Origin of the sequence: Klebsiella ornithinolytica, from assembly GCF_030505655.1 — a bacterium.
Classification (GTDB): Bacteria; Pseudomonadota; Gammaproteobacteria; order Enterobacterales; family Enterobacteriaceae; genus Klebsiella; species Klebsiella ornithinolytica.
In genome coordinates, this window is the sequence record NZ_CP130153.1 from 127,170 (window position 1) to 149,543 (window position 22,374).

At 56.1% G+C, this 22,374-nt stretch carries 23 protein-coding genes; 9 read left to right on the forward strand and 14 right to left on the reverse strand.

Features of this window, described 5'->3' with window-relative positions:
* The first annotated feature begins 59 nt into the window (after positions 1–59).
* The 4 genes from radC to mutM all read left to right on the forward strand — a co-directional run bounded on the left by radC (position 60) and on the right by mutM (position 2,323).
* Positions 60–725 (forward strand): RadC family protein, encoded by a 666-nt coding sequence (gene radC / locus Q1L34_RS00600; RefSeq protein WP_004868949.1) that lies wholly within the window; start codon positions 60–62, stop codon positions 723–725.
* A gap of 216 nt (positions 726–941) precedes the next feature.
* Positions 942–1,178, forward strand: coding sequence for a 50S ribosomal protein L28 (gene rpmB / locus Q1L34_RS00605; protein ID WP_002436699.1), 237 nt, complete (start codon positions 942–944; stop codon positions 1,176–1,178).
* A gap of 20 nt (positions 1,179–1,198) precedes the next feature.
* Entirely contained in the window at positions 1,199–1,366 is a 168-nt protein-coding gene (gene rpmG, locus Q1L34_RS00610; RefSeq protein ID WP_003024094.1) for a 50S ribosomal protein L33, read from the forward strand.
* 147 nt (positions 1,367–1,513) lie between these two features.
* Entirely contained in the window at positions 1,514–2,323 is an 810-nt protein-coding gene (gene mutM / locus Q1L34_RS00615) for a bifunctional DNA-formamidopyrimidine glycosylase/DNA-(apurinic or apyrimidinic site) lyase (RefSeq protein WP_004868948.1), read from the forward strand.
* An 89-nt stretch (positions 2,324–2,412) separates the two neighbouring features.
* Here the strand turns inward: mutM and coaD are convergent, their stop codons facing one another.
* The 7 genes from coaD to rfaQ all read right to left on the reverse strand — a co-directional run bounded on the left by coaD (position 2,413) and on the right by rfaQ (position 9,345).
* On the reverse strand, positions 2,413–2,889 hold the full coding sequence (gene coaD / locus Q1L34_RS00620; RefSeq protein WP_004868947.1) for a pantetheine-phosphate adenylyltransferase: 477 nt from the start codon (positions 2,887–2,889) through the stop codon (positions 2,413–2,415).
* Positions 2,890–2,891: 2 nt separating this feature from the next.
* Entirely contained in the window at positions 2,892–3,662 is a 771-nt protein-coding gene (locus Q1L34_RS00625; protein WP_004868946.1) for a glycosyltransferase family 2 protein, read from the reverse strand.
* Complete coding sequence (gene waaA, locus Q1L34_RS00630; protein ID WP_004868944.1) at positions 3,662–4,936, reverse strand: lipid IV(A) 3-deoxy-D-manno-octulosonic acid transferase; 1,275 nt, start codon at positions 4,934–4,936, stop codon at positions 3,662–3,664. The genes Q1L34_RS00625 and waaA overlap by 1 nt, the downstream gene beginning before the upstream one ends.
* 91 nt (positions 4,937–5,027) lie before the next feature.
* Positions 5,028–6,017, reverse strand: coding sequence for a glycosyltransferase (locus Q1L34_RS00635; RefSeq protein ID WP_004868941.1), 990 nt, complete (start codon positions 6,015–6,017; stop codon positions 5,028–5,030).
* A gap of 30 nt (positions 6,018–6,047) precedes the next feature.
* Positions 6,048–7,142, reverse strand: a complete 1,095-nt coding sequence (locus tag Q1L34_RS00640; protein WP_004868939.1) for a glycosyltransferase — start codon at positions 7,140–7,142, stop codon at positions 6,048–6,050.
* A gap of 2 nt (positions 7,143–7,144) precedes the next feature.
* The gene (locus Q1L34_RS00645; protein WP_004868936.1) at positions 7,145–8,272 is read right to left on the reverse strand and encodes a glycosyltransferase family 4 protein; all 1,128 of its coding nucleotides are present in this window, start codon (positions 8,270–8,272) and stop codon (positions 7,145–7,147) included.
* Positions 8,269–9,345 carry a putative lipopolysaccharide heptosyltransferase III gene (rfaQ, locus tag Q1L34_RS00650; protein ID WP_099144771.1) on the reverse strand — a complete coding sequence of 359 codons (1,077 nt, stop codon included), beginning with the start codon at positions 9,343–9,345 and terminating at the stop codon, positions 8,269–8,271. The genes Q1L34_RS00645 and rfaQ overlap by 4 nt, the downstream gene beginning before the upstream one ends.
* A gap of 111 nt (positions 9,346–9,456) precedes the next feature.
* Between rfaQ and Q1L34_RS00655 the strand changes: the two genes are divergently transcribed.
* Both Q1L34_RS00655 and Q1L34_RS00660 read left to right on the forward strand, forming a co-directional pair.
* Positions 9,457–10,419 carry a polysaccharide deacetylase family protein gene (locus Q1L34_RS00655; RefSeq protein WP_004868934.1) on the forward strand — a complete coding sequence of 321 codons (963 nt, stop codon included), beginning with the start codon at positions 9,457–9,459 and terminating at the stop codon, positions 10,417–10,419.
* 20 nt (positions 10,420–10,439) lie between these two features.
* Positions 10,440–11,519 (forward strand): glycosyltransferase family 9 protein, encoded by a 1,080-nt coding sequence (locus Q1L34_RS00660; protein WP_032718395.1) that lies wholly within the window; start codon positions 10,440–10,442, stop codon positions 11,517–11,519.
* A 49-nt stretch (positions 11,520–11,568) separates the two neighbouring features.
* Here the strand turns inward: Q1L34_RS00660 and Q1L34_RS00665 are convergent, their stop codons facing one another.
* The 5 genes from Q1L34_RS00665 to rfaD all read right to left on the reverse strand — a co-directional run bounded on the left by Q1L34_RS00665 (position 11,569) and on the right by rfaD (position 16,720).
* On the reverse strand, positions 11,569–12,741 hold the full coding sequence (locus Q1L34_RS00665; protein ID WP_032718394.1) for an O-antigen ligase family protein: 1,173 nt from the start codon (positions 12,739–12,741) through the stop codon (positions 11,569–11,571).
* Entirely contained in the window at positions 12,719–13,627 is a 909-nt protein-coding gene (locus tag Q1L34_RS00670) for a WaaZ-like lipopolysaccharide core biosynthesis protein (RefSeq protein ID WP_004868927.1), read from the reverse strand. The genes Q1L34_RS00665 and Q1L34_RS00670 overlap by 23 nt, the downstream gene beginning before the upstream one ends.
* Entirely contained in the window at positions 13,627–14,598 is a 972-nt protein-coding gene (rfaC, locus tag Q1L34_RS00675) for a lipopolysaccharide heptosyltransferase RfaC (protein ID WP_065907237.1), read from the reverse strand. The genes Q1L34_RS00670 and rfaC overlap by 1 nt, the downstream gene beginning before the upstream one ends.
* A gap of 3 nt (positions 14,599–14,601) precedes the next feature.
* A complete protein-coding gene (gene rfaF, locus Q1L34_RS00680) occupies positions 14,602–15,660 on the reverse strand; it encodes an ADP-heptose--LPS heptosyltransferase RfaF (RefSeq protein WP_004868923.1) in 1,059 nt (352 codons plus the stop codon).
* A 79-nt stretch (positions 15,661–15,739) separates the two neighbouring features.
* Positions 15,740–16,720, reverse strand: a complete 981-nt coding sequence (gene rfaD, locus Q1L34_RS00685; RefSeq protein ID WP_004868921.1) for an ADP-glyceromanno-heptose 6-epimerase — start codon at positions 16,718–16,720, stop codon at positions 15,740–15,742.
* Positions 16,721–16,932: 212 nt separating this feature from the next.
* On the opposite strand from rfaD, the gene kbl reads away from it, so the two are divergent.
* The 3 genes from kbl to Q1L34_RS00700 all read left to right on the forward strand — a co-directional run bounded on the left by kbl (position 16,933) and on the right by Q1L34_RS00700 (position 20,152).
* On the forward strand, positions 16,933–18,126 hold the full coding sequence (gene kbl, locus Q1L34_RS00690; protein WP_071359036.1) for a glycine C-acetyltransferase: 1,194 nt from the start codon (positions 16,933–16,935) through the stop codon (positions 18,124–18,126).
* A gap of 9 nt (positions 18,127–18,135) precedes the next feature.
* Entirely contained in the window at positions 18,136–19,161 is a 1,026-nt protein-coding gene (tdh, locus tag Q1L34_RS00695; RefSeq protein WP_004868917.1) for an L-threonine 3-dehydrogenase, read from the forward strand.
* Positions 19,162–19,354: 193 nt separating this feature from the next.
* Positions 19,355–20,152, forward strand: a complete 798-nt coding sequence (locus tag Q1L34_RS00700; protein WP_004868916.1) for a glycosyltransferase family 2 protein — start codon at positions 19,355–19,357, stop codon at positions 20,150–20,152.
* On the opposite strand, the gene Q1L34_RS00705 is transcribed toward Q1L34_RS00700, so the two are convergent.
* Both Q1L34_RS00705 and envC read right to left on the reverse strand, forming a co-directional pair.
* Positions 20,149–21,099 carry a divergent polysaccharide deacetylase family protein gene (locus tag Q1L34_RS00705; protein WP_044346796.1) on the reverse strand — a complete coding sequence of 317 codons (951 nt, stop codon included), beginning with the start codon at positions 21,097–21,099 and terminating at the stop codon, positions 20,149–20,151. The two genes, Q1L34_RS00700 and Q1L34_RS00705, sit on opposite strands and share 4 nt — an antisense overlap.
* Before the next feature lie 3 nt (positions 21,100–21,102).
* Entirely contained in the window at positions 21,103–22,374 is a 1,272-nt protein-coding gene (gene envC / locus Q1L34_RS00710) for a murein hydrolase activator EnvC (protein WP_015585524.1), read from the reverse strand.

The window sequence follows — 22,374 nt, forward strand, 5'->3', positions numbered from 1 at the left end:
GGCAGTCGGCAGCACCGTCGGGCTGTGCCAGGATGGGGACACGAGAAAGGAGAGGCCCTATGGATGCACCGGAACCCCTGATGCCACGGGAAAAAATGTGGCTTTACGGCATTGAAACGTTGTCGGACGTTGAGCTGCTGGCGCTGTTTTTACGCACCGGGACGCGGGACAAAGATGTCATGGCGTACTCGCATGACCTGTTACAGCGTTTTGGTTCGCTGTATGGCCTGCTGTCAGCGAATAAAGCACAGTTTGAGACGGTCGACGGGATTGGCCTGGCGAAATATGCTCAGCTAAAAGGAGTGGCTGAGCTGGCGCGGCGCTATTTTAGCCTGCGGCTGGTTGAAGAGCCCTCTCTGGTCACGCCGATGATGACGCTGGAGTTTTTGCAAAGCCATCTCTCCGATGAAGAGCGGGAGATCTTCATCGTGATCTTTTTAGATAATCAGAACCGGGTATTGAAACATAGCCGGCTTTTTTCTGGTACTCTTAGCCACGTAGAGGTGCATCCGCGAGAAATTGTACGCGAAGCCATCAAAGTGAACGCCGCTGCGGTGATCCTTGCACATAATCATCCGTCCGGTAGTCCCGAGCCGAGTAAGGCCGACAGACTGATGACCGAACGTGTGGTAAAGTGTTGTGGTTTCATGGATATACGAGTACTCGATCATCTTGTAATCGGCCGCGGTGCGTACGTATCTTTTGCCGAACGCGGCTGGATTTAGCCCCGATCACGCGATCCAGCGGGATCTTTGTCTGTTCGGGACTTGAGCACATCGCCGAGTCAGCGTATACTACGCCACCTTTGAGAATCTCGGGTTTGGCATTTGGGCCTGGCAATCGATGGTTCACTTAGAACTGCGATGACCGGGCTGTAAAGCCTGACGAGGCGCCGATACCCCATACGAAGCTCGAGCTAATTTGATTTTTGGAGAATAGACATGTCCCGAGTCTGCCAAGTTACTGGCAAGCGTCCGGTGACCGGTAACAACCGTTCCCACGCACTGAACGCGACCAAACGCCGTTTCCTGCCGAACCTGCACTCTCACCGTTTCTGGGTTGAGAGCGAAAAGCGTTTTGTCACCCTGCGTGTATCTGCTAAAGGTATGCGTGTTATTGATAAGAAAGGCATCGATACAGTTCTGTCTGAACTGCGTGCCCGTGGCGAAAAGTACTAAGTACTAAGAGGAAATAAATCATGGCTAAAGGTATTCGTGAGAAAATCAAGCTGGTTTCTTCTGCTGGTACTGGTCACTTCTATACCACCACGAAGAACAAACGTACTAAGCCGGAAAAACTGGAACTGAAAAAATTCGATCCAGTTGTCCGTCAGCACGTTTTATACAAAGAAGCTAAAATCAAATAATTTTAGTTTCCTTGTAAAGAAAACCCCGCTCCGGCGGGGTTTTTTGTTTTTTGTCCGGCAGAACCCGTCGGATAAACCCTGCCGGGAATTTGCTTCCCTGTCGTCTGTTGCTGCAGCACAATACTCTGGGTTAACGGAGGAAAACGAATGCCTGAATTACCTGAGGTAGAAACCAGCCGGCGTGGCATCGAACCATACCTGGTGGGCGCAACCATTCTGCACGCCGTTATTCGCAACGGGCGTCTGCGCTGGCCGGTCAGTGAAGAAATCTATCGTTTGAGCGACATACCGGTGCTGAGCGTGCAGCGCCGTGCCAAATATCTGCTGCTTGAGCTGCCCGGCGGCTGGATTATCGTCCACCTTGGGATGTCGGGAAGTCTGCGAATTCTGAGTGAAGAGCTGCCTGCAGAAAAGCACGATCATGTTGACCTCGTGATGAGTAATGGCAAGGTCCTGCGCTACACCGACCCACGCCGCTTTGGCGCCTGGCTGTGGACCCGCTCGCTGGAAGGGCATCCTGCGCTGGCACATCTTGGCCCAGAGCCCTTGAGCGATGATTTTAATGCCGACTATTTGCAGCAGAAGTGCGCGAAAAAGAAAACCGCTATTAAGCCCTGGCTGATGGATAACAAACTGGTGGTCGGGGTCGGCAATATCTACGCCAGCGAATCGCTGTTTTCGGCCGGGATCCATCCCGATCGGCTGGCGTCTTCGCTTTCACGCGAAGAGTGTGAACGGCTGGTAAAAGTGATTAAAGCGGTGCTGCTACGCTCGATTGAGCAGGGGGGCACGACGCTGAAGGATTTCCTGCAAAGTGATGGCAAGCCGGGCTACTTCGCCCAGGAGCTGCAGGTTTATGGCCGCAAGGGCGAGCTTTGTCGCGTTTGCGGCACGCCGATTACAGCCAGCAAACATGCTCAGCGGGCAACATTTTATTGCCGCCAGTGTCAGAAGTAAGGTGCTGATGTCGCCACGATCCCGGTGACGCCTCGCCAGCCAGGTACGGGTTCACGCGATTGCTGGCGGGTAGCCCGGACGGCGCAAGATTACAGCTTTTTCAGCAGCGCCTGGTGTACGTTGGCCGGCAGGAAGTGGGAAACATCGCCCTGGTGGCGCGCCACTTCCTTCACCAGCGATGAAGAGATAAACGACCACTCTTTGCAGGGCATCAGGAAGACGCTTTCCAGGGTTGGCATCAGGTGGCGGTTCATATGTGCCAGCTGCATCTCATATTCGAAGTCCGCCACCGCACGTAAACCGCGAATGAGGATATTCGCCTGCTGCGCGCGGGCAAAATTCGCCATCAGATCGCTGAAACCAACCACCTCGACGTTGACCAGATGCGCCGTTGCCTGCTCCGCCAGCGCAATACGCTCGTCGAGGGTGAACATCGGTTTTTTGCTCGGGCTGGCGGCAATGGCCAGCAGCACCTTGTCAAACATGCTGGCGGCACGCGTGACGATATCGATATGCCCGTTGGTAATGGGGTCGAAGGTGCCCGGATAGATCGCTTTTGTGCTCATAATTACACTTTCTCTGAGTAGCCGCGGCTCAGCGCCCACAGCTCGGTGTATTTATTAAACGTATACTGCGCGTTGACCACGGCAAGTAGCCAGCCCTGTTTACCATCCAGCACGCCGCCGCGTAGCAGCAGCGTTTTCACAAAAGCCCCCAGCGTATGGCCGAAAATGCTCGCCAGAGAGGTCTTCTTCCCCTTCTGGTGGCGCTCCCGTGCCCAGGCAGAGGCATAGGCCAGCTGCTTTTGCTGGAAGCCGGAGAAGTCGCGGCAGGTCAGATGCAGTAAATCGCCCGACAGTTCGATAACCTGCGCGCCTTTGGCATCGAGCGATTCGTGCACCAGATTATTGTTATAGCGGAAACGGCTGCGTTCGTACAAACGCATGACGCGGTCGGGATACCAGCCGCTATGGCGCATAAAGCGGCCAAGGAAATAGTTACGCCGGGCGATGCTGTAGACGGCACCTTTTTGGGGCGCCTCCAGTACACGGCGAAGTGAGCAGGCCAGCTCCGGCGTCACGCGTTCATCGGTATCAATCATCAACACATAGTCGCCGGTCGCGTAGTCCTGGGCGCGCTGACGCTGAATACCGTAGCCTTGCCAGTCGCTGTTGATGTAGACCGTTGCGCCGAGGCGACGGGCCAGTTCGACGGTGTTATCGCTACTGCCGGAGTCCAGCAGCACGATTTCATCGGCCCACGCTACCGAGGCCAGGCAATCAGCCAGCAGATCCGCCGCATTTTTGGCGATCATTACGACGGACAGTCGGGTCGACATTAGTGGCTCCGCTGCGGCAGATAGGGTTGCAGTAAATGTAGCAGACGCGAGAGCGCGCCCTGGTTTTGATGCAACACTTCTACCGCGTGGCGGCCGTACCACAGACGATAGTCTTCATCGGTGAGCAGATTGGAGACCTGGGTGACCAGCGAACTGACGTCGGTGACCGTAATCAGGCCATCGTCCTGCTGCAACTTGGCGCAAATATCTTTGAAGTTGAACGTGTGCGGGCCCATCAGTACCGGGATGGCGTGTGCCGCCGGCTCCAGCGGGTTGTGACCGCCGCGTTCGACCAGGCTGCCGCCGACGAAGGCGAGGTCGGCAATGCCGTACAGCAGCATCAGCTCGCCCATGGTATCGCCGATCACCACCTGGGTACTGTTCGACGGGATTTCGCCGGTGCTGCGTAGCGTGAAGCTCATCCCCGCTTTCTGCACCATTTCTCGTGCATCGGCGAAGCGCTCCGGGTGACGAGGGACGAGAATCAACAGCAGATCCGGGAAAGTATCGAGCAGCTTCCTGTGCGCCTGCAGGATAATTTGTTCTTCACCGTCGTGGGTGCTGGTGGCGATCCAGACTTTGCGGTGCGGCGCCCACTGGCGGCGGAGGGTAATTGCGCGCGCGGCCAGCTCTGGCGTCACGGAAATATCAAATTTGAGGCTGCCGGTGACCGCCAGCTGGTTGCGCTTCAGGCCCAGAGCCAGAAAGCGATTGCCGTCTTCTTCATTCTGCGCCGCAATCAGCGTGATGCGACTGAGCAGCCGACGCATAAATTTCCCCAGTTTCGCGTAGCCTTTGGCGGAACGCTCCGACAGACGGGCGTTGGCGATGACCAGGGGGATTTTACGTTTGTGCAGCGCGGCGACCATATTTGGCCACAGCTCGGTTTCCATCACGATAACCAGCTTCGGTTGCACCGTGTTGAGGAAGCGGTTCATTGCGCAGGGCAAATCGTAAGGCAGATAGACATGATGAACATCTTTGCCGAAGGCGGACATGGCGCGTTCTGAGCCGGTCGGCGTCATGGTGGTGACGGTGATAGGCAGCGAGGGGTAGCGGTGGCGCAGCGCGCGCACGAGCGGGATAGCAGCAAGCGTCTCACCCACGGAAACGGAATGCAGCAGAATCCCATCCGGCGCTACCTTGTTCTGACAGAAGCCATAACGTTCAGCCCAGCGCTTTCGGTAGGCAGGGGCCTTACGGCTGCGCAGCAGCAGTCGCAGCCATACCAGCGGCTGAATAAGATAGAGTAGGGTGGTATAAAGCAATTCCAAGCGATTTATCCGATTTATGTTTTAGCGGGCAAATTCTAAGCATTTAGCCCGCGTAAAGCTATCTCTTTGGCGGAAACAACGGGATTCAGAGTCAGGTCGCGTCGCGATAGCGTTTAATGCGCAAATAGCGTCGGCCAAGGCGCCAGCGTAAACGGAAGGTACGCGCATTTTTCCAGATCAGACGCCAGATGCCGCGGTCAAAGAATTCTTTAATGATAATATGCTTTTTTGACTCATCTTTCATGCTATCAAAGGTATGAATAATTCCCAGCCCCTCTTTGGCAATTTGCCAGCGGCAGGCGGAAATATGACGCACCTTATCAGGATAGCGTTGGTTGATGGCCTCCAGCATCTCCAGAATTTTCATGTAGTGGCGCGCCGAGCGCATCAACGTATCGTCATTGTCCGGTTTGTGCGACACCGATTCCGAGTGAATATAGTAATCGTAGAACTGTTCGCTGGTGTACTGCACGCGTTCAGCCGCCAGCAGCGCTTCGGTGGTCCACGGAATGTCCTGATGACGTAATCCGGGCTCGAAGTGGAACTTGTGCTGCATGATAAATTCGCGGCGATAGATATTCAGCCAGGTCACGTGCAGGAACTTGCGCGAATCCAGCGCCTGTTTAAGCCAGACGTGGCCTGGCAGGATGCCGGTCGACGGCAGACGGTCCGGTGGAAGAATAGGGTGGATATCTTTGCGGGTTTCGTAAACGTAGCGGCCGTTACAGGTGGCGACATCAAGGCGGCCCTTTTCGGCCATCTCCAGCAGCGTACGGTACATCCCGGGATAAAGCTTATCGTCAATATCCGGGAAGGCCAGGTACTTGCCGGTTGCCACCGCCAGACCGGTATTACGCGCGACCGAGACGCCCTGGTTTTCCTGTTCCAGCACGATAATATGGGGTAAGCGCGCTTTCCATTCGTCGATAACCGCCAGGCTACCGTCCGTCGAACCGTCGTTGACCAGGATCAGCTCATAGCTTTCCAGCTGCTGTTGTTCAATGCACTCAAAGAATTGCGCAAGGAATTTTTCGCCGTTATAAACGGCAGCCACAATGCTCAGTAAAGGCGTTTGACTCATAAATCATTCGATCCTGGTTAAATAGCGGCGTCAGCCGCGACGCAGCTGACGGTACTGCTGACAAATCGTATCCACGCTGAATTTTTCCAGTGCGGAAGGTTCGATAGCTGGTGGGTTATGGTAAATGCTTTGCATCGTCCGGGCCAGCGCCGGGCTGTTCAGATCGGCCAGGCCGCTGGCTAATTCGCCGGTGAGAATTTCCGTCACCCCGCCAGGACAGCGGGTGCTGGCCACCGGGGTATTTAGCAGCAGCGCCTCAACCACCACGTTACCAAAGCCTTCGCTGTCGGAGCTGAGCACCAGCATCCGCGCATGCTTAATCCACGGCAGCGGGTTTTTCTGAAAGCCTTTAAACAGAACACGATCGGCAACCTGTAGCTGCTGCGCCAGCTGGCGCAGGCGCTGTTCCTGCTCCGGTTTACCCTGACCCAGCAGCACCAGCGGCGCGGTGATTCCGCTTTGCGCATAGGCTTCGATCAGGCGATCGTGGCGTTTCCCCGGGTGGAACCGACCGACGTGAATAATATAATCCCCCGCGGGCTGCTCGCCAGGCGCATCGGCGGCGGCGCGCAGAGCGGGAATATCGAACGGGTTATAAATGGTTTTTAACTGTGCCGGGCGGATGGCGAACTGTTCGACCAGATCCTGACCTACCGCATCGGAGACGGTAATGACGTTGCGTCCCTGATAGACACGCTTAATCTTCTGCTGTTTCATCCAGCGATCAAATCCGGTGCGATGGCCCAGATATGATGTGGAAAAGACGCCATGCAGGCAGAACCAGACGTTCCGGTTTTTCAGCGACCGGCTGCGGGCGACAATGCGATCGGTTTTATGCAGGTTGGAGAGCACCAGATCGAATTCACCCTGCTGTTCGGCTGTGACGATGGCGGCATCCAGCTGGCGGGCGCGGCGCGAAAGTTCGGTGATTTTGCGCCAGGGTGTCCGGCTGCGGTCACTCACAACCTGATAATCCAGCCCTTCCGGCAGCGCATAATCGCAGACGTCGCGCAGGGAAAACAGTGAGACCCGTTCGCCCTGGCGCAGAAAATGCTCAGCCAGGGTCAGCACGACCTTCTCCGCCCCGCCGCCGGGCAGGCCGTCGATCACAAACAGTATACGCATCGTTATTTCACCAGATCCTGATAGAGGGAGAGCAGCTGCGTCGAGAGTCGTTCGCTGGTGCAGGTCATGATGCGCTCGCGGGCGCGTTCCCCTTCCGCAGAGCCTAACGCCCGGGCGGGCAGGGCGCTAACCGACTCCTGCAGGGCCGGGATATCCAGCGCATCGCAAACGTAGCCATTGCTGCCCTGAACGATAAACTCCGCGCCGCCGCAGCCGGTGGTGGTAATGACCGGCAGGCCGCAGGCCATCGCTTCGAGAATAACGTTGGGGAACGGATCGTACAGCGTCGGCAGCAGCAGGCCGTCGGCCATCTGATAGAACGGCAGGGTTTCCGACTGCATGCCGAAAAAGCGGACCCGCTCCTCGCAGTTGAGGGTTTTCGCCAGCGACTGATAGCGATTCTGATCTTTGTCTTTACCGACGACCAGCAGATAGCGATCGGTGGGGGCGATGGCGCGGATCGCCGCATCCAGCCCCTTGCGCTCAAAGCCGGAGCCGACGTAGATCAGGCAGGTCGCCTGCAGCGGCAGATTCCATTGGTGACGTAGCGCAACAAAGGCCGCTTCCGTAGGCGGCAGAAAACGCTGGTTATCAATGGCGTTATAGATAACGTGGATTTTCTCCGCCGGCAGGCCGAAGTCTTCAATAATCTCGCGTTTTATCATCTCCGCGTTGCAGATGACGCCGCGCAGGTGCGAGTCCTGGTACATTTCGCGCTCAGCCTGCATGACATAGCGATGGTAGCGGTCGGCAAACAGCAGGCGGCTTTTCCAGCCGGGCAAAATGCGCGAGCGCTGCTGTAGCCAGCGGCGGTGCACGCCGTCCCCGGCGCGGTACAGGTCGCAGCCGGGAATGCGTTCGTGGCTCTGCACCAGATCGAAATGTTCGCTCTGCCACAGCCGGCGGGCGGCGTCGGCGAAACCACGTTCGCGGCTGATCCGCCCCCACTTACGCGGGTTGCAGATATGAATATTCCAGTCGGGTTTCACCGGCCCTTGCCATTCGCGAGTAATGACGTTCAGTTCAAGATTGCTGCTATCAAGGGCTTCCAGCGCGCGGGAGACAAAGCGCTCCGCGCCGCCGTCCGGGCGATATTTCTGTCGCACCAGGGCCAGCCTGAATTTGCTCATGCCAGTACCTTTTTCGCCGCCGCGATAACCGCGTCGGTGGGAATTAAATCGAGATAACGTTCGTCTGTGCCGGTGTCGATATCATCCGGGTCGGGAATAGCGCCGAAATCACCTGCCCAGATCACCTCACCTTTCGCCTGCCATGGACGCCAGAAGGTGAGTTTGGAGGGGCCGAACAGCGCCACCAGCGGCGTACCCAGCGCGGCGGCCATATGCATCGGTACGGAGTCGACGCCGATAAACAGGCGGCCATGATCGATGACGGATGCCAGCTGGCGCAGAGTCAGCTGACCGGCGAGGGAGTGCAAACGAGCATTGGGGCAGCCCGCCATAATGGTGTCGATCATCTGCTTCTCTTTGGCATCGGGACCGGAGGTCAGCACGACCGGGTAGCCTGCGTCAGAGAGGGCGTTAATCAGGGCGCTCATTCGCTCTTCGCGCCAGCACTTAAAGAACCAGCGGGAGGTCGGTTGAATGACGATATAGTTGTCCTGAAATCCTTCCGGCAGCAGCGCGCGGCTGACGTGCCAGTCCTGCTCGCTGTAGCCCATTTTCGCCGGCGCGTCATTCATCTCCAGCCCAAGCGGCGCCAGAATCGACAGATTCTGCTGCACGGTGTGCTGCTGGTTATGCTGCTGTGTTGAGGCGAGAGCGGTATGACAAAAACGCCATGCCGGGTGACGACGCTTCGGGAAGTCAAAGCCGATGCGGATTGGCGCGCCGGTCAGTTTCGTGATAATTGCGCTTGGCCACTGATCGGCAAGATTGAGCACCATATCGTAGCGCTGCTGGCGCAGCGCACGAATCAGCTGCCACTCCATCTTGAGCTGGTGGCCGGTGCCCTGTTTTTTCCAACGCCGATCAATGGCGAAAATCTGATTGATATCAGGATTGGCGGCGAGCATATCCCGGGTTTCTTCATACAGCAGGACATCAACGTTGGCCGCGGGATATTGCTGTTTGAGGGCGTGAATGAGCGGCGTGATCAGCAGCATATCGCCATGATGGCGCAGCTTAATAACCAGGATTCGCGTCGGGGTCACAGGGCCGGAAGAGCGGGTTTCAGGCGTCATTCTCTGTTCTTCATTCAATATCAGGTTTCCGATTCTAGGGGATCAGACTGATTGAGAGAAGCGTTGTATTGCTCTACCATGACCCGATACGTATGCTCTGAGGACGTTTTCGTGCACAATCCCGCATTTCTCATCACGATTGATACAGAGGGCGATAACCTCTGGCAAAAACATGACAGCATTACCACCGAGAATGCGCGCTATTTACCGCGTTTTCAGCAGCTTTGCGAAAAGTATGGTTTTAAACCGGTCTATTTGACCAACTATGAAATGGCGATCGATCCCTTTTATATCGAATTCGCCAAAGATGTGATTGCCCGCGGGACGGCGGAAATCGGCATGCACCTCCATGCCTGGAACAGCCCGCCGACGGACCCGTTGACCGATGACGACTGGCGTCATAAACCCTATCTGATTGAATATTCCGATGCGGCGATGCGCGAAAAAGTCGCTTACATGACGCATCTGCTGGAAGACACTTTCCAGACGAAAATGGTCAGCCATCGCGCCGGACGCTGGGCGTTTGATGAGCGCTACGCCCGCCTGCTGGTGGAGCATGGCTATCTGGTTGACTGCTCGGTCACGCCGCGGGTCAACTGGAAGACGGCGAAAGGCGCCCCGCAGGGGGACGGTGGTACCGATTACCGTCGTTTCCCGCAGCATGCCTATTTCCTTGACGAGAACGATATCAGTCGCGAAGGCGGCTCTTCGCTGCTGGAAGTGCCGATGAGCATTCAATATAAGCACTCCGGCTGGATGAACAGCGTGAAGCAGGGCTACGATCGCTTGCGCGGCAAAGTGCGTTCGCCTTCCGTTCACTGGCTGCGCCCGATGGGGGGAAATGTCGACACCATGAAGAAAGTGGTGCAGCAGACATTGACTCAGGGCAATGATTACGTCGAATATATGCTGCACTCTTCTGAGTATATGCCCGGCGGCAGCCCAACATTTAAAAATAAACAGGATATCGAGCAGTTATATGTCGACCTGGAAGCATTTTTTAACTGGCTGGCGCCGCAGGTGAAGGGGATGACGTTGGCAGAATATTACCAGCGGAAACACACACAGCGATAAAAGGCACCCTAAGGTACCGTATGCGTATCCTTAAACAACTGACGCGGAAGAAAAATGCTTTTTTCCGCGACATTAAATTTAATTTAATTAATTTTCGTTATAGAAATAAAGCTGAGCGCCAGCCGTTCAATCCCGCTCAGGTGAAGCGCATTTTATTACTGCGTCTGGATGATAAAGTCGGCGACATGGTGGTAACCACCGGCTGTGCCAGACTTCTCGCCGAGCACGGCTATAAAGTTTCTGTCCTCACCGGTCCTGTATGCATGCAAATATTAGCAGGCTCAATATTTCTTGAGAATGTATATTTGTATAAACCGCGCATGTCACTCGCGGCGTTACGCGCACTTAATTTTGATGCGGTTATAGATTTTGATGACGTGAAAACCTATGAACGGTTTAAGTTTCTCTCTGATTTACGCGCGCCCTGCGTCATTGGTTTTAATAAAGAGAAATATAAGCTGTATGACCAGTCAATCACCTTTTATGATAGCAAAAGCCATATTTCCGCCCGCTATAAACAGGTGGTTAAGCTTTTTGGCGTGAGAGATGAGCACTATCATTATCACGTTCCCGGCGATATACGCGAGCGCCAGCGAGTGGAAAAGTTACTGGCGACAGAAAGTGACAGACAGCTATGCGTGGCCATCAATCCTTTTACCGCCTCAACAGATAAGGATTTCTGCCGTCATCAGGTCGCCGCGCTCATTGAACGGCTCCGTCAGCTCCCCTATAAAGTGAGCGTGGTGATGGTCGGTCGCAGCGAGAAAATCCGTCAGCTTGGGCTGGATATGGCCCTGTATCTGGCTGACAGCAATATCAACTCGGCGGTAGAAGTTATCCGCTGCTGCGATCTGGTGATTACCGCTGACACTTCCATTGTGCATATTGCCAGGGTGTTTGATAAGCCGATGGTGGCGGTCTATAACAAGCGCAAGCTCAAGGATACTGGCCTGCCGGGTTATACCATTTGGGCTCCGGGTTATGCTAAGGCCAGGCAGATTGTCTGCGAGGAAGAGAACGTGGCGGATGTCCCGATTGACGCCATATGGCCGATGATCCAGGAGCAGGCTGATAGTCTGGTTGCCACGCGTTTGCGGTAATAAAAAAGGGCCCGGACGGGCCCTTTTCGGTTACGCTTTCACGACGGCCTTACGGCCGTTTCGCCGTCAGGCTGTTGCTCAACGCAATCCCGAGCGGTAGCCAGAACAGCACCCAGGTTTCTCGCGGGTTGCTGACGATAAACATCCCCTGCGACGCCATAAAAATCAATGCATACATGAAAATCGCCAGGCTGTATCGGCTGTCGCCGCGGCGTTTGCACCATGCCCGCCATAATCCGCTGGCGATGACCGCCAGCAGCAGCAGCAGGCCAATGATGCCGCCTTTCAGCAGCGAGCCGAGATAGACGCTGTGGGTGGTGGTGATGTGTTCACCGCTGTAGTTAATGAATTCGAGTCCATAATCGAACCCCCGACCCAGCCAGGGATGGTCCGCGATTTCCGCCAGCGTATGGCGCCAGATACTGAAACGTAGACCACTCTGTGTCCCCATCTCCTCAAAGCGGGCTAACAGCAGGTCGCCAACCGGCGTCAGGAAGAAGACCAGCCCGAGCACCACCGCCAGCGTGGCGACGATCGCTAAATTACGGCGCGTAAATACCTGCAGATGCAGCGTGCAGCAGAAGGCCAGCGCCAGGGCGATAATCGGCCCGCGACTCTGGGTAAAGACCATCATCACCAGCAGGATAGCGATCGGCACATAGAGATAATGGCTGGCTTTCTCTTGCAACAGCAGGCAGCAAATTAAGATGGCGATGCCACAGTATCCTGCCAGGTCGATAACGTTGGTCGGGCCTGGGTTTTCCGCTGAGACTTCGCGTAAGGTCAGAACCAGCGTATGGTCTATCGCCAGCGTCCAGACAGACAGCACGGTGACTCCGGCAACCACGCTGAGCAGCGCCAGATGCCGGGTGCGGGGATGGCCCATCAGGGTGGTGAGCAGCAGCAGGTAGAAGATGAGGTAGGTGCCGTGAGTCAGCGGCGAGTCAATATGTTGCGGCGTATGCCCCCAGAGATTGCTGAGCGCATAGTAGACAAAGAAGACCACCAGCAGCGCATAGGTCAGCCATTGCTGGCGGGTGCTCTCCGCCAGCGCCTGGCGATGGTCTTTGTTCAGTAAAGACAGCAGGAACAGCAGAATCGACAGGTGGAGCAGGTTATTCGTCCGGGTGGAGATGCAAAAAATAGCGCTGAAAAATAAAAATAAGGGAAAGAAAATGGAGTAACCCTGAATGGCATAGTTACTTATTTTTAAAGTACGCATCAAAAGAAACCTTTGCAAAAATCGATTCCGGCACCGCGCTCTCCTGGGAGAAATTGATGACCCGAATATGGTTTTGTTGTAGCACACAAGCGGCGTGCGAAAAGGACGGCATGACCAGGTCATCCACTTTGTTTGCCAGGTAGGAAGGCAGTTTATTCTGTTGTGTTTCGTAGAACCGCGGTTCGTGGAAATTATTCATGTCCAGCCCGCTGATAAGAATAGTGTCGAACCCCAGCCAGGCGAGGATCTGTAAGGACCAGTAGACCACGGTGCCGGCATCAAAGACCCCGTGGCGGATATCGGTGCTAAAGCAGATATCCTGGCGCTCAGGGTGGAAGCGCAGCGCTTCGATATGCTGATAGGTTTGCCGCATCATGCTGCTGGCGACTTTAGGCTGGTAAATTTTATAGCAGCCGTCTTCAATCAGCGCCAGGCGGCAGCGCAGATCGGCCGGATAGCGATCGTAGATTTTGGCGATCCCGTGCATGGTGGTAAACAGCACAAGATCGGGCTGGCCGATCACCGAGCGAATAATGTCGGGTTGCTTGTCGTAAAACTCCATATCGACAATGGTGTAGAACGAAAACCTGAGCGTATCAGAGAGAAACCAGGCGCCGTTGACACCCATCACCGGCACGCTCTCCGGCAGCCGTGAAAAATCAATACGGCGGGTGGAGGGGCCGGTCGCCGTCAACAAAACCTCGCCATGCGCGCTGTTTTTTAACGCGCTCAGGCTGACCAGCGGAACGTGTTGACCTTTGTACTGCAGCGTGCGGATTTCACCGCTTTCGGCACGGGTGATTTTGGTATACGGCCAGAGATTTTCGTTATGGCGAAAAGCCCGCGGACGCGTGTAGCGGTAAATTTGCTTGTACAGTGAACCCATTAAATCAGCCCCTGAGATTGCAGCAGCTGCGCGATACGGGCGGCGGAAATATCCCCGGTACTGTTGCCGCTTTCCGGACGTACGACATACTGATTTTTACCGTAACCGCCAATCAACCCCGGGTCGGTGGGACCATATAACGTAAAATTGGTTTTATCGAGCGCGGCGGTCAGATGGCTCAGGCCGGTATCAACGGAAATCACGCCTCTGGCGCCCGCCAGAACCTGAGCGACCTGCTCCAGACTCATGCGCGGCAGTACTTCGACAAAGTCGTGGCCATCCGCCAGCCGTTTGGCCCGCGCTTCTTCATGCGGGGCGCCCCACGGCAACTTAATCTGCAGGCCGCTGTCGGCCAGCAGAGCGATAAGCGCCTGCCAGTGGCTTTCTGGCCAGTGTTTGTCATCGCGGGTCGTGGCATGGAGGAAGACGAGATACGGCACCGCAGAGGCGGCATCCTGGCGGGTAAAGTGGCGGGCGATGGCATAATCTCCCTGACTCTCCGGCCGGGTGTAGCCCAGGCTTTTGGCGAACAGTTCGCGGGTGCGCTCAACGGCATGCTGCTGCTTCGCGATATGGTGACGGCGATTGTAGAACAAGCTGGCCAGCGGCTCGCGGGCGGTTTGCCAGTCCATACCGTGCTTCACGCCGTGCGCCAGCCGGGTGACCAGCGCGGCGCTTTTGACCAGACCCTGAGCATCGATAATCGCGTCATATTTCTGTGCCCGTACGGCATCGCGAAAGGCCTGGCGTTCGCCCCTGATGGGGGCAGAAAACCAGGCTTTACGCCAGCGACGAATGGCGACGGGAATCACCCGATCGACCGCTTCATGCCAGGACGGGATCTGTGCGAACCCCTCCTCGACGACCCAGTCAAAGCGAATGCCGGGAAAAGCTTGCACAGCATCGGTCAGCGCGGGCAGCGTATGCAGGACGTCGCCCATGGACGAGGTTTTTACGATCAATACCCGCATCCGCTACGCTTCCTCTTTATCGGTTTTTTCCTGCAGGAGCGCGTTTAGCTCTTCCTGTACGCGCTGTGGCGTAATATCGATCAGGCTCTGATGATAACCTTCCGCGGCATCGCCCTTACGGACTTTGTGGTAGCCGCTAATCAGGCGAATCACCCGCGCTTTGTGGGACAGCGGTGGGGTGAAGTCGGGGCTGCTTGGGCCATACAGCGCCACCAGCGGGCGGTTCAATGCCGCGGCAACATGCATCAGACCGGAATCGTTACTGACGACGGCCGTACAGGCGGCAATCAGGACGACCGCCTGTTCAAGCTGGGTTTCTCCGGCCAGATTGCGACACCATGCCTGCTGCCGGGTATTCAGCGCGGCAAGGATATCGTTGCCGGCGTCATGGTCTTTGGCCGAACCGAACAGAACCACCTGATACCCCTCGTCGATAAGCTGCTTTGCCAGCTCGGCGTAGTGGTAGTGCGGCCAGCGTTTTGCCGGGCCAAACTCCGCTCCGGGGCAGAAGCCGATGATCGGACGGTCGGCAGAGATGTTGAATGCATTGCAGACCTGCGATTTTTCCCCGTCAAAAACCTGCAGCTGCGGCCACAGCAGCGGCTGCGGCAGGTCTTTGGCGCTGAGCATGACCCCTTTGTCATAGGCCAGCGCGACATAGCGTTCAACCATCAGCGGCCAGGCGTCTTTATCCAGCACCCGCGCGTCGTTCAGCAGACCGTAGCGCATCTCACCGCGCCAGCCGGTGCGGTGCGGGATGTTGGCGAAGAAGGGAACCAGCGCCGATTTAAATGAGTTCGGCAGCACGTAGGCGCGGTCGTAGCGTCGTTCGCGCAGACTGTGTCCGAGCTTACGGCGCTCGCCTATCGCCAGCGCGCCATGGCCGAGCGGCATCGGGATGGCTTCGTTGACTTCCGGCATTCGTGACAGCAACGGACGGCACCATGCGGGTGCCATCACGTCGATGATTGCCTGGGGATAGCGCGCTCTGAGCGTGCGATAGAGACTTTGCGACATCATCATGTCGCCCACCCATGACGGGCCAACCACCAATATTTTCATTCACTTCATCCTTCAAGCCATCTCTGCGTTGGCTGCCTGCGTTCATCCCGGTCACTGACTTTAGTAAGCCCCCGGAGATTTACTTCGTTGCCGCCTTGCTATCGCTTGAATGATTTTGTGAACCGGCGTCAGTTTCGCGATTGAGCCAGGCCATATATTCCGTTACGCCTTCGGCAACGGTCTTGAACGGCTTGTCGTAGCCCGCAGCGCGCAGGTTGGTCAGATCCGCCTGGGTAAATGCCTGGTAGCGGCCTTTCAGCTTTTCCGGGAACGGGATGTATTCGATGCTGCCTTTCTTATGGTATGCCAGCGTGGCATCGGCTACCGCCTGGAAAGATTCCGCACGGCCGGTGCCGAGGTTGAAAATGCCGGATACGCCGTTTTCCCAGAACCACAGGTTTACCGCGGCCACGTCGCCTACGTAGACGAAATCGCGTTTGAAGCCATCGCTGCCTTCGAACAGTTTCGGGCTTTCGCCGTTATTCAACTGGGTGTTGAGGTGGAAAGCCACGCTCGCCATGCTGCCTTTGTGCCCTTCGCGCGGCCCGTAGACGTTGAAATAGCGGAAGCCAACGATCTGCGAGTCGGCTTCCGGCAGGATCTGGCGGACGTATTCGTCGAACAGGAATTTGGAGTAGCCATAAACGTTCAGCGGCTGCTCATATTCACGGGATTCGATAAAGTCGCTGGTGCGGCCGCCGTAGGTTGCCGCCGACGAGGCGTACAGGAACGGAATCTGACGCTCCAGGCAGTAATGCAGCACCTCTTTGGAGTACTGATAGTTGTTATCCATCATGTACTTGCCGTCCCACTCCGTGGTGGAAGAGCAGGCGCCTTCGTGGAATATGGCTTCAATTTCGCCGAACTCTTCCCCGGCCATCACCTGAATCAGGAAGTCTTCTTTATCCATGTAATCAGCGATATCCAGGTCTACCAGGTTAGCAAACTTGGTGCCGTCTTTCAGATTATCTACGACCAAAATGTCGGTAATGCCTTTGTCATTCAGGGCTTTAACGATGTTGCTGCCGATAAACCCTGCGCCGCCGGTAACGATGATCATAACTGTAACCTTTGAAGTATGGAGTCCAGAGACAATCCGGACATGAATACTCATATCATATCACCACATGGAGCAGGCTTCAGCCATTCGCCGAAAAGCGGTTGGCGAGCGTGATTTATGCTGCAAATAATTCATCCAGGCATGCATCATCTCGTATCAGCGTATAGCTTTGGGTAATATGTGCCAAATTTTGCCAAATCTGGAGAGTTGCAATGCGTGGTGATTTTTACGAACAGTTGACCAATAGCCTCGAGACCGCTCGCGCGGAAGGGTTATTTAAAGAAGAACGCATTATTACGTCGGCGCAGCAGGCGGATATTACCGTCGGCGGCAGCAACGTGATTAACTTCTGCGCCAATAACTATCTGGGTCTGGCTAACCATCCGGAGCTGATTGCCGCCGCGAAAGCGGGGATGGACAGCCACGGTTTTGGTATGGCTTCCGTGCGCTTTATTTGCGGTACGCAGGATAGCCACAAAGCGCTTGAGAAGAAGCTGGCTGAGTTCCTCGGCATGGAAGATGCGATTCTCTACTCCTCCTGTTTCGATGCCAACGGCGGCCTGTTTGAAACCTTGTTGGGCCCGGAAGATGCCATTATTTCTGATGCCCTGAACCACGCTTCCATCATTGATGGCGTGCGTTTGTGCAAAGCAAAACGCTACCGTTATGCCAACAACGATATGCAGGAGCTGGAAGCACGTCTGAAAGAGGCCCGTGAAGCCGGCGCACGCCACGTGCTGATCGCCACCGACGGCGTATTCTCCATGGACGGCGTGATCGCCAACCTGAAAGGCGTCTGCGATCTGGCGGACCAGTTCGATGCGCTGGTGATGGTCGACGATTCCCACGCCGTCGGCTTTGTCGGTGAAAACGGCCGCGGCTCTCATGAATACTGCGATGTGATGGGCCGTGTCGATATCATCACCGGGACATTAGGTAAAGCGCTGGGCGGCGCATCCGGCGGCTATACCGCTGCACGTAAAGAGGTCGTTGAATGGCTGCGTCAGCGTTCGCGTCCGTATCTGTTCTCCAACTCGCTGGCCCCGGCGATTGTTGCTGCCTCTATCAAAGTGCTGGAGATGGTGGAATCCGGTGCTGAACTGCGCGATCGCCTGTGGTCCAACGCGCGCCTGTTCCGCGAAAAAATGACCGCCGCGGGCTTTATGTTGGCCGGTGCCGACCACGCGATTATCCCGGTTATGCTGGGCGAAGCCGTGATTGCGCAAAACTTTGCGCGCGAGCTGCAAAAAGAAGGGATTTACGTCACCGGGTTCTTCTATCCGGTGGTACCAAAAGGCCAGGCGCGTATTCGCACCCAGATGTCTGCGGCGCATACCCCTGAACAAATTGAACGTGCGGTAGAAGCCTTTACCCGCATCGGTAAACAACTGGGCGTGATTGCCTGAGGGCGTGAGATGAAAGCGTTATCCAAACTGAAAGCGGAAGAAGGCATCTGGATGACCGACGTACCGGAACCGGAAGTCGGCCATAACGATCTGCTGATCAAAATCCGCAAGACCGCGATTTGCGGTACCGACGTACACATTTATAACTGGGATGAATGGTCGCAAAAAACCATCCCGGTGCCGATGGTAGTAGGGCATGAGTACGTGGGTGAAGTCGTGGGTATCGGCCAGGAAGTACGCGGCTTTAAGATTGGCGATCGCGTTTCCGGCGAAGGGCATATTACCTGCGGCCACTGCCGCAACTGCCGTGCTGGCCGTACACATCTGTGTCGTAACACGATCGGCGTAGGCGTGAACCGTCCGGGCTGTTTCGCGGAATATCTGGTCATTCCGGCTTTCAATGCCTTCAAAATCCCGGACAATATTTCTGACGATCTGGCGTCGATTTTTGACCCGTTTGGCAACGCGGTCCACACGGCGCTCTCGTTCGATCTGGTTGGCGAAGATGTACTGGTATCCGGCGCAGGCCCGATTGGGATCATGGCGGCTGCGGTCGCGAAACACGTCGGCGCACGTAATGTGGTTATTACTGACGTGAACGAATATCGACTGGGTCTGGCGCGTAAAATGGGCGTGACGCGTGCTGTGAATGTTGCGCAAGAGAGCCTGACCGATGTGATGGCCGAACTGGGGATGACCGAAGGGTTCGACGTGGGCCTGGAAATGTCCGGCGCGCCGCCGGCATTCCGCACCATGCTGGATACCATGAACCACGGCGGTCGTATTGCGATGCTCGGTATTCCGCCGTCGGATATGTCCATCGACTGGACAAAAGTTATTTTCAAGGGGCTGTTTATCAAAGGGATTTATGGCCGGGAAATGTTCGAGACCTGGTACAAGATGGCCGCACTGATCCAGTCCGGGCTGGATTTGTCACCGATCATTACCCACCGTTTTGGCATCGATGAGTTCCAGCAGGGCTTTGATGCGATGCGCTCCGGCCAGTCCGGAAAAGTGGTGCTGAGCTGGGATTAAATCTGATAAAACGGCAGCCCGGCTGCGGCCGGGTTTTATGCTGAGATACGCTGAGCGCCTGCGGGCGCTTTTTTTTATTTAGATTTGGATAACATTTCACAGATCCTTCATCGTGAACGCACTTTTTCTAAATCGATTTTTGGCCTATTCGTTTATACAGTTCGTTTAACTACCGTTTAATTTTATAAACACCATGCTTAAACTCTCTGTATGCTTACTGACCTGTAATTCTGCCCGCCTGCTAGGCCAGGTTTTACCTCCGCTCCTGAAGGTGGCGGATGAGTGCATTGTTGTGGATTCAGGCAGCACCGATGCGACGCTGGATATCTGTCGCCAGTTTGGGCTGACGGTACATCATCACCCCTACACCGCTCACGGGGCGCAGATGAACTACGCGACGACGCTGGCCAGCCATGACTGGGTGCTGTGCATGGATAGCGATGAAATTCTCGATAATGAGGTTGTCGCTGAGATTCTGAGGCTTAAGGCCGGCGAGGATCTCGACCCCGCCTGTGCCTGGCGCCTGCCGCGCTACTGGTATGTGCTTGGCGAACCCGTCAGGACTATTTATCCCGTCTCATCGCCGGATTATCCGGTTCGCTTATTCAATCGTACTACGGCGGCCTTTAACAACCGCGCGGTTGACGATCAGGTGGTTGGTCACGCCCGATCCCTCAAACTCCCGGGTCGGGTGCGTCACGATACCTTTTATTCGCTGCACGAAGTCTTTAGTAAGCTCAATAGTTATACCACCCGGCTGGTGAAACATCAGAAGATCAGGCCCTCTCTGGGCCGCGGGATCATCAGCGCGATTGGCGCCTTTTTTAAGTGGTATCTGTTTAGCGGGGCATGGCGGAATGGGAAGGTGGGGGCCGTGACCGGGCTATATGCAACCCTGTACAGTTTTATGAAGTATTTTAAAGCCTGGTATGCCTTTGAAGATAAACGGGAATCTGCCGCTGAAAAACGAACAGATTCCCGATCCGCTTAGTTCGTTGGGTTGTCCCAGCCCTGCCATTTCAGCTGGTAGTACTGCACCAGAGGGCTCTGGCGGATACTTTCGCTCAGGATGCTGAAGAAGCGGCTGGCGTATACCGGCTCCGGCGGATGCTTCGGTTTACAGAACTTCACGCCGCGGAACGGGTTACGCGGCGATGTTGGCGGCGTCGTTTTCGACGGCGGTAGCCCGCTGTCGGGCCTTGAGGTATCGACCTGCGGCTCGTTCAGCAGGTTGCTCGGACGCACCAGGGTGATATCCGGCGGCAGGTTATAGACCATTTGCTGCAGGACGCGCACCGTGGTGGGGTGCGGATGACCAATAGCAATGGCGGAACCGTTGCGGCGCGCCAGCGCGATGGCACGGTTGAACTGCACGCGAATATCGGCCTCATTCTGCGTGTCATCGAGGAACACCTTACGCTTGATCACCTTCACCCCGGTACCCTGCGCCGCGCGCATGGCCTGGGTGTTGCCGATGGTAACGCTGTCGAGGAAATAGAGATTGTAGCGCTCCAGCGCCTGCATCACCTTTTGCATTCCGAACAGGCTGGAGGTCATCGCGCTGCCCATATGATTGTTCAGGCCCACGGCGTACGGCACTTTGCCATAGGCGTCGCGGATGATGCGCTCGATCTCGTCGCTGCTCATCTCCGGGCGCAGCGTATCTTTTTCCAGCGGTTGCTTGCTGAGCGGCGCCATCGGCAGGTGAATAAGCACCTCGTGGCCGAGATTGTGCGCTTTAGTCGCCATTTCACGGGCGTGTGGCGCGTTGGGTAAGACGGCGACGGAGATGGTTGCTGGCAGCGCCAGTACCTGATTTTCAGTCTGTGGACGATAGCCAAAGTCGTCAATAACAATGGAGAGTTTACCGGCAAATGCCGGCGATGCCATAGCCAGCGTACCGGCTACCGCGAATGCAATTCTGCGAAATTGAAGCAAAACTTATCTTCCCAACCACGGCTGTGGATTGACCGCCTGACCCTGGCGACGAATTTCGAAATAGAGCGACGGACGGCCCTGACCGCCGCTGCTGCCTACGAGAGCAATCGGCTGGCCCGCCCGGACCTGAGTGCCGACGCTGACCAGCGCGCTTTGGTTATAGCCGTAAAGGCTCATATCGCCTTTACCGTGTTCAACAACCACAACCAGGCCATAGCCCTGTAGCCAGTCGGCGAGAATCACCCGGCCATCGGCAATTGCCTTGACCTCGGTACCTTCAGACGCAGCGATAACCATCCCTTTCCAACGTAGTTCACCTTGCAGCTGTTCGCCATAACGATGAAGCAACGTTCCGCGAACCGGCCAGTAGGCCTGACCGCGCGGAGAGCCCAGACCGCCGGTGCGGGACATCAGCGAACGCTCGCTTTCGGTCGGTTTGTAGGTGGTACCTTTACGGGATGCATCCTGCTGACGATCGCGCACGGCCTGAGCCTCGCGAGCTTCTCGCTCTGCGCGGGCCTTCGCTGCGGCTTCTGCTTGCGCGATCCGACCGCGCAGGCGCGATTCGTTGGCCCGCATTTCGCCCAGCTGCTGCTGACCTTGCTGAATAGACGATTCAAGGCCTGAAAGGGTTTTCTTACGTTCGTTCCGCGCCTGTTCCAGTTTTGCCTGCTGTGCGCGCTGCTCGTAAACCAGCGTCTGCTGTTGGCTCTGCTTTTCTTCCAGCTCCGCCTTTTGCGCGGCGACCTCTTCACGCGTCTGTTTCAGCTGGGCGATGGTCTCCTGGCGGGCCTGGTTAAGATAACCGTAGTAAACCTGCATGCGCTGGTTACGCTGACCCTCTTCACCGCTGAGGATCATTTGCATCCCGGTATGCGGCCCCTGACGGAACGCGGCATCAAGCTGCGCCGACAGGTTACGCTCCTGAGTGGCGCGCTGACGTTCCAGCTTTGCGATTGAAGCGTTCATTTCGTCAATCTGCTTATTCAGCTGGTTCAGGGTATCCTGGGTTTCACGCAGTTTGCGGGCGGCGGCAGAGATGGCCTCTTCCTGTGCTTTGAGCTGGGCAAGCAGGGAGGCGCGTTGCTGTTGCTGTTGCTTGATCGCCCGCTGCTTTGCGGCGATATCGGCCTGAATAGATTTGAGCTGGTCGCGGTCATCCGCCTGAGCAGGTGCGGCGCACAGCAATACGCCAGCGCTGAGTGCGCTGGCGTAAAGGACGGATCGAACAGCCGTTGCGATCCATGTATTTGAATAAGTCGCCTTTCCCCTCAT

Excerpts from the sequence above, each read along its gene's own strand:
- rpmB (WP_002436699.1), top strand. The coding sequence starts at position 942 with ATGTCCCGAGTCTGCCAAGTTACTGGCAAGCGTCCGGTGACCGGTAAC.
- envC (WP_015585524.1), bottom strand. The coding sequence starts at position 22,374 with ATGAGGGGAAAGGCGACTTATTCAAATACATGGATCGCAACGGCTGTT.
- Q1L34_RS00645 (WP_004868936.1), bottom strand. The coding sequence starts at position 8,272 with ATGAGCAAATTCAGGCTGGCCCTGGTGCGACAGAAATATCGCCCGGAC.
- mutM (WP_004868948.1), top strand. The coding sequence starts at position 1,514 with ATGCCTGAATTACCTGAGGTAGAAACCAGCCGGCGTGGCATCGAACCA.
- coaD (WP_004868947.1), bottom strand. The coding sequence starts at position 2,889 with ATGAGCACAAAAGCGATCTATCCGGGCACCTTCGACCCCATTACCAAC.
- rpmG (WP_003024094.1), top strand. The coding sequence starts at position 1,199 with ATGGCTAAAGGTATTCGTGAGAAAATCAAGCTGGTTTCTTCTGCTGGT.
- Q1L34_RS00660 (WP_032718395.1), top strand. The coding sequence starts at position 10,440 with ATGCGTATCCTTAAACAACTGACGCGGAAGAAAAATGCTTTTTTCCGC.
- radC (WP_004868949.1), top strand. The coding sequence starts at position 60 with ATGGATGCACCGGAACCCCTGATGCCACGGGAAAAAATGTGGCTTTAC.
- Q1L34_RS00635 (WP_004868941.1), bottom strand. The coding sequence starts at position 6,017 with ATGAGTCAAACGCCTTTACTGAGCATTGTGGCTGCCGTTTATAACGGC.
- tdh (WP_004868917.1), top strand. The coding sequence starts at position 18,136 with ATGAAAGCGTTATCCAAACTGAAAGCGGAAGAAGGCATCTGGATGACC.
- rfaD (WP_004868921.1), bottom strand. The coding sequence starts at position 16,720 with ATGATCATCGTTACCGGCGGCGCAGGGTTTATCGGCAGCAACATCGTT.
- Q1L34_RS00665 (WP_032718394.1), bottom strand. The coding sequence starts at position 12,741 with ATGCGTACTTTAAAAATAAGTAACTATGCCATTCAGGGTTACTCCATT.
- Q1L34_RS00700 (WP_004868916.1), top strand. The coding sequence starts at position 19,355 with ATGCTTAAACTCTCTGTATGCTTACTGACCTGTAATTCTGCCCGCCTG.
- rfaQ (WP_099144771.1), bottom strand. The coding sequence starts at position 9,345 with ATGACGCCTGAAACCCGCTCTTCCGGCCCTGTGACCCCGACGCGAATC.
- kbl (WP_071359036.1), top strand. The coding sequence starts at position 16,933 with ATGCGTGGTGATTTTTACGAACAGTTGACCAATAGCCTCGAGACCGCT.
- Q1L34_RS00640 (WP_004868939.1), bottom strand. The coding sequence starts at position 7,142 with ATGCGTATACTGTTTGTGATCGACGGCCTGCCCGGCGGCGGGGCGGAG.
- rfaC (WP_065907237.1), bottom strand. The coding sequence starts at position 14,598 with ATGCGGGTATTGATCGTAAAAACCTCGTCCATGGGCGACGTCCTGCAT.
- Q1L34_RS00670 (WP_004868927.1), bottom strand. The coding sequence starts at position 13,627 with ATGGGTTCACTGTACAAGCAAATTTACCGCTACACGCGTCCGCGGGCT.
- Q1L34_RS00625 (WP_004868946.1), bottom strand. The coding sequence starts at position 3,662 with ATGTCGACCCGACTGTCCGTCGTAATGATCGCCAAAAATGCGGCGGAT.
- rfaF (WP_004868923.1), bottom strand. The coding sequence starts at position 15,660 with ATGAAAATATTGGTGGTTGGCCCGTCATGGGTGGGCGACATGATGATG.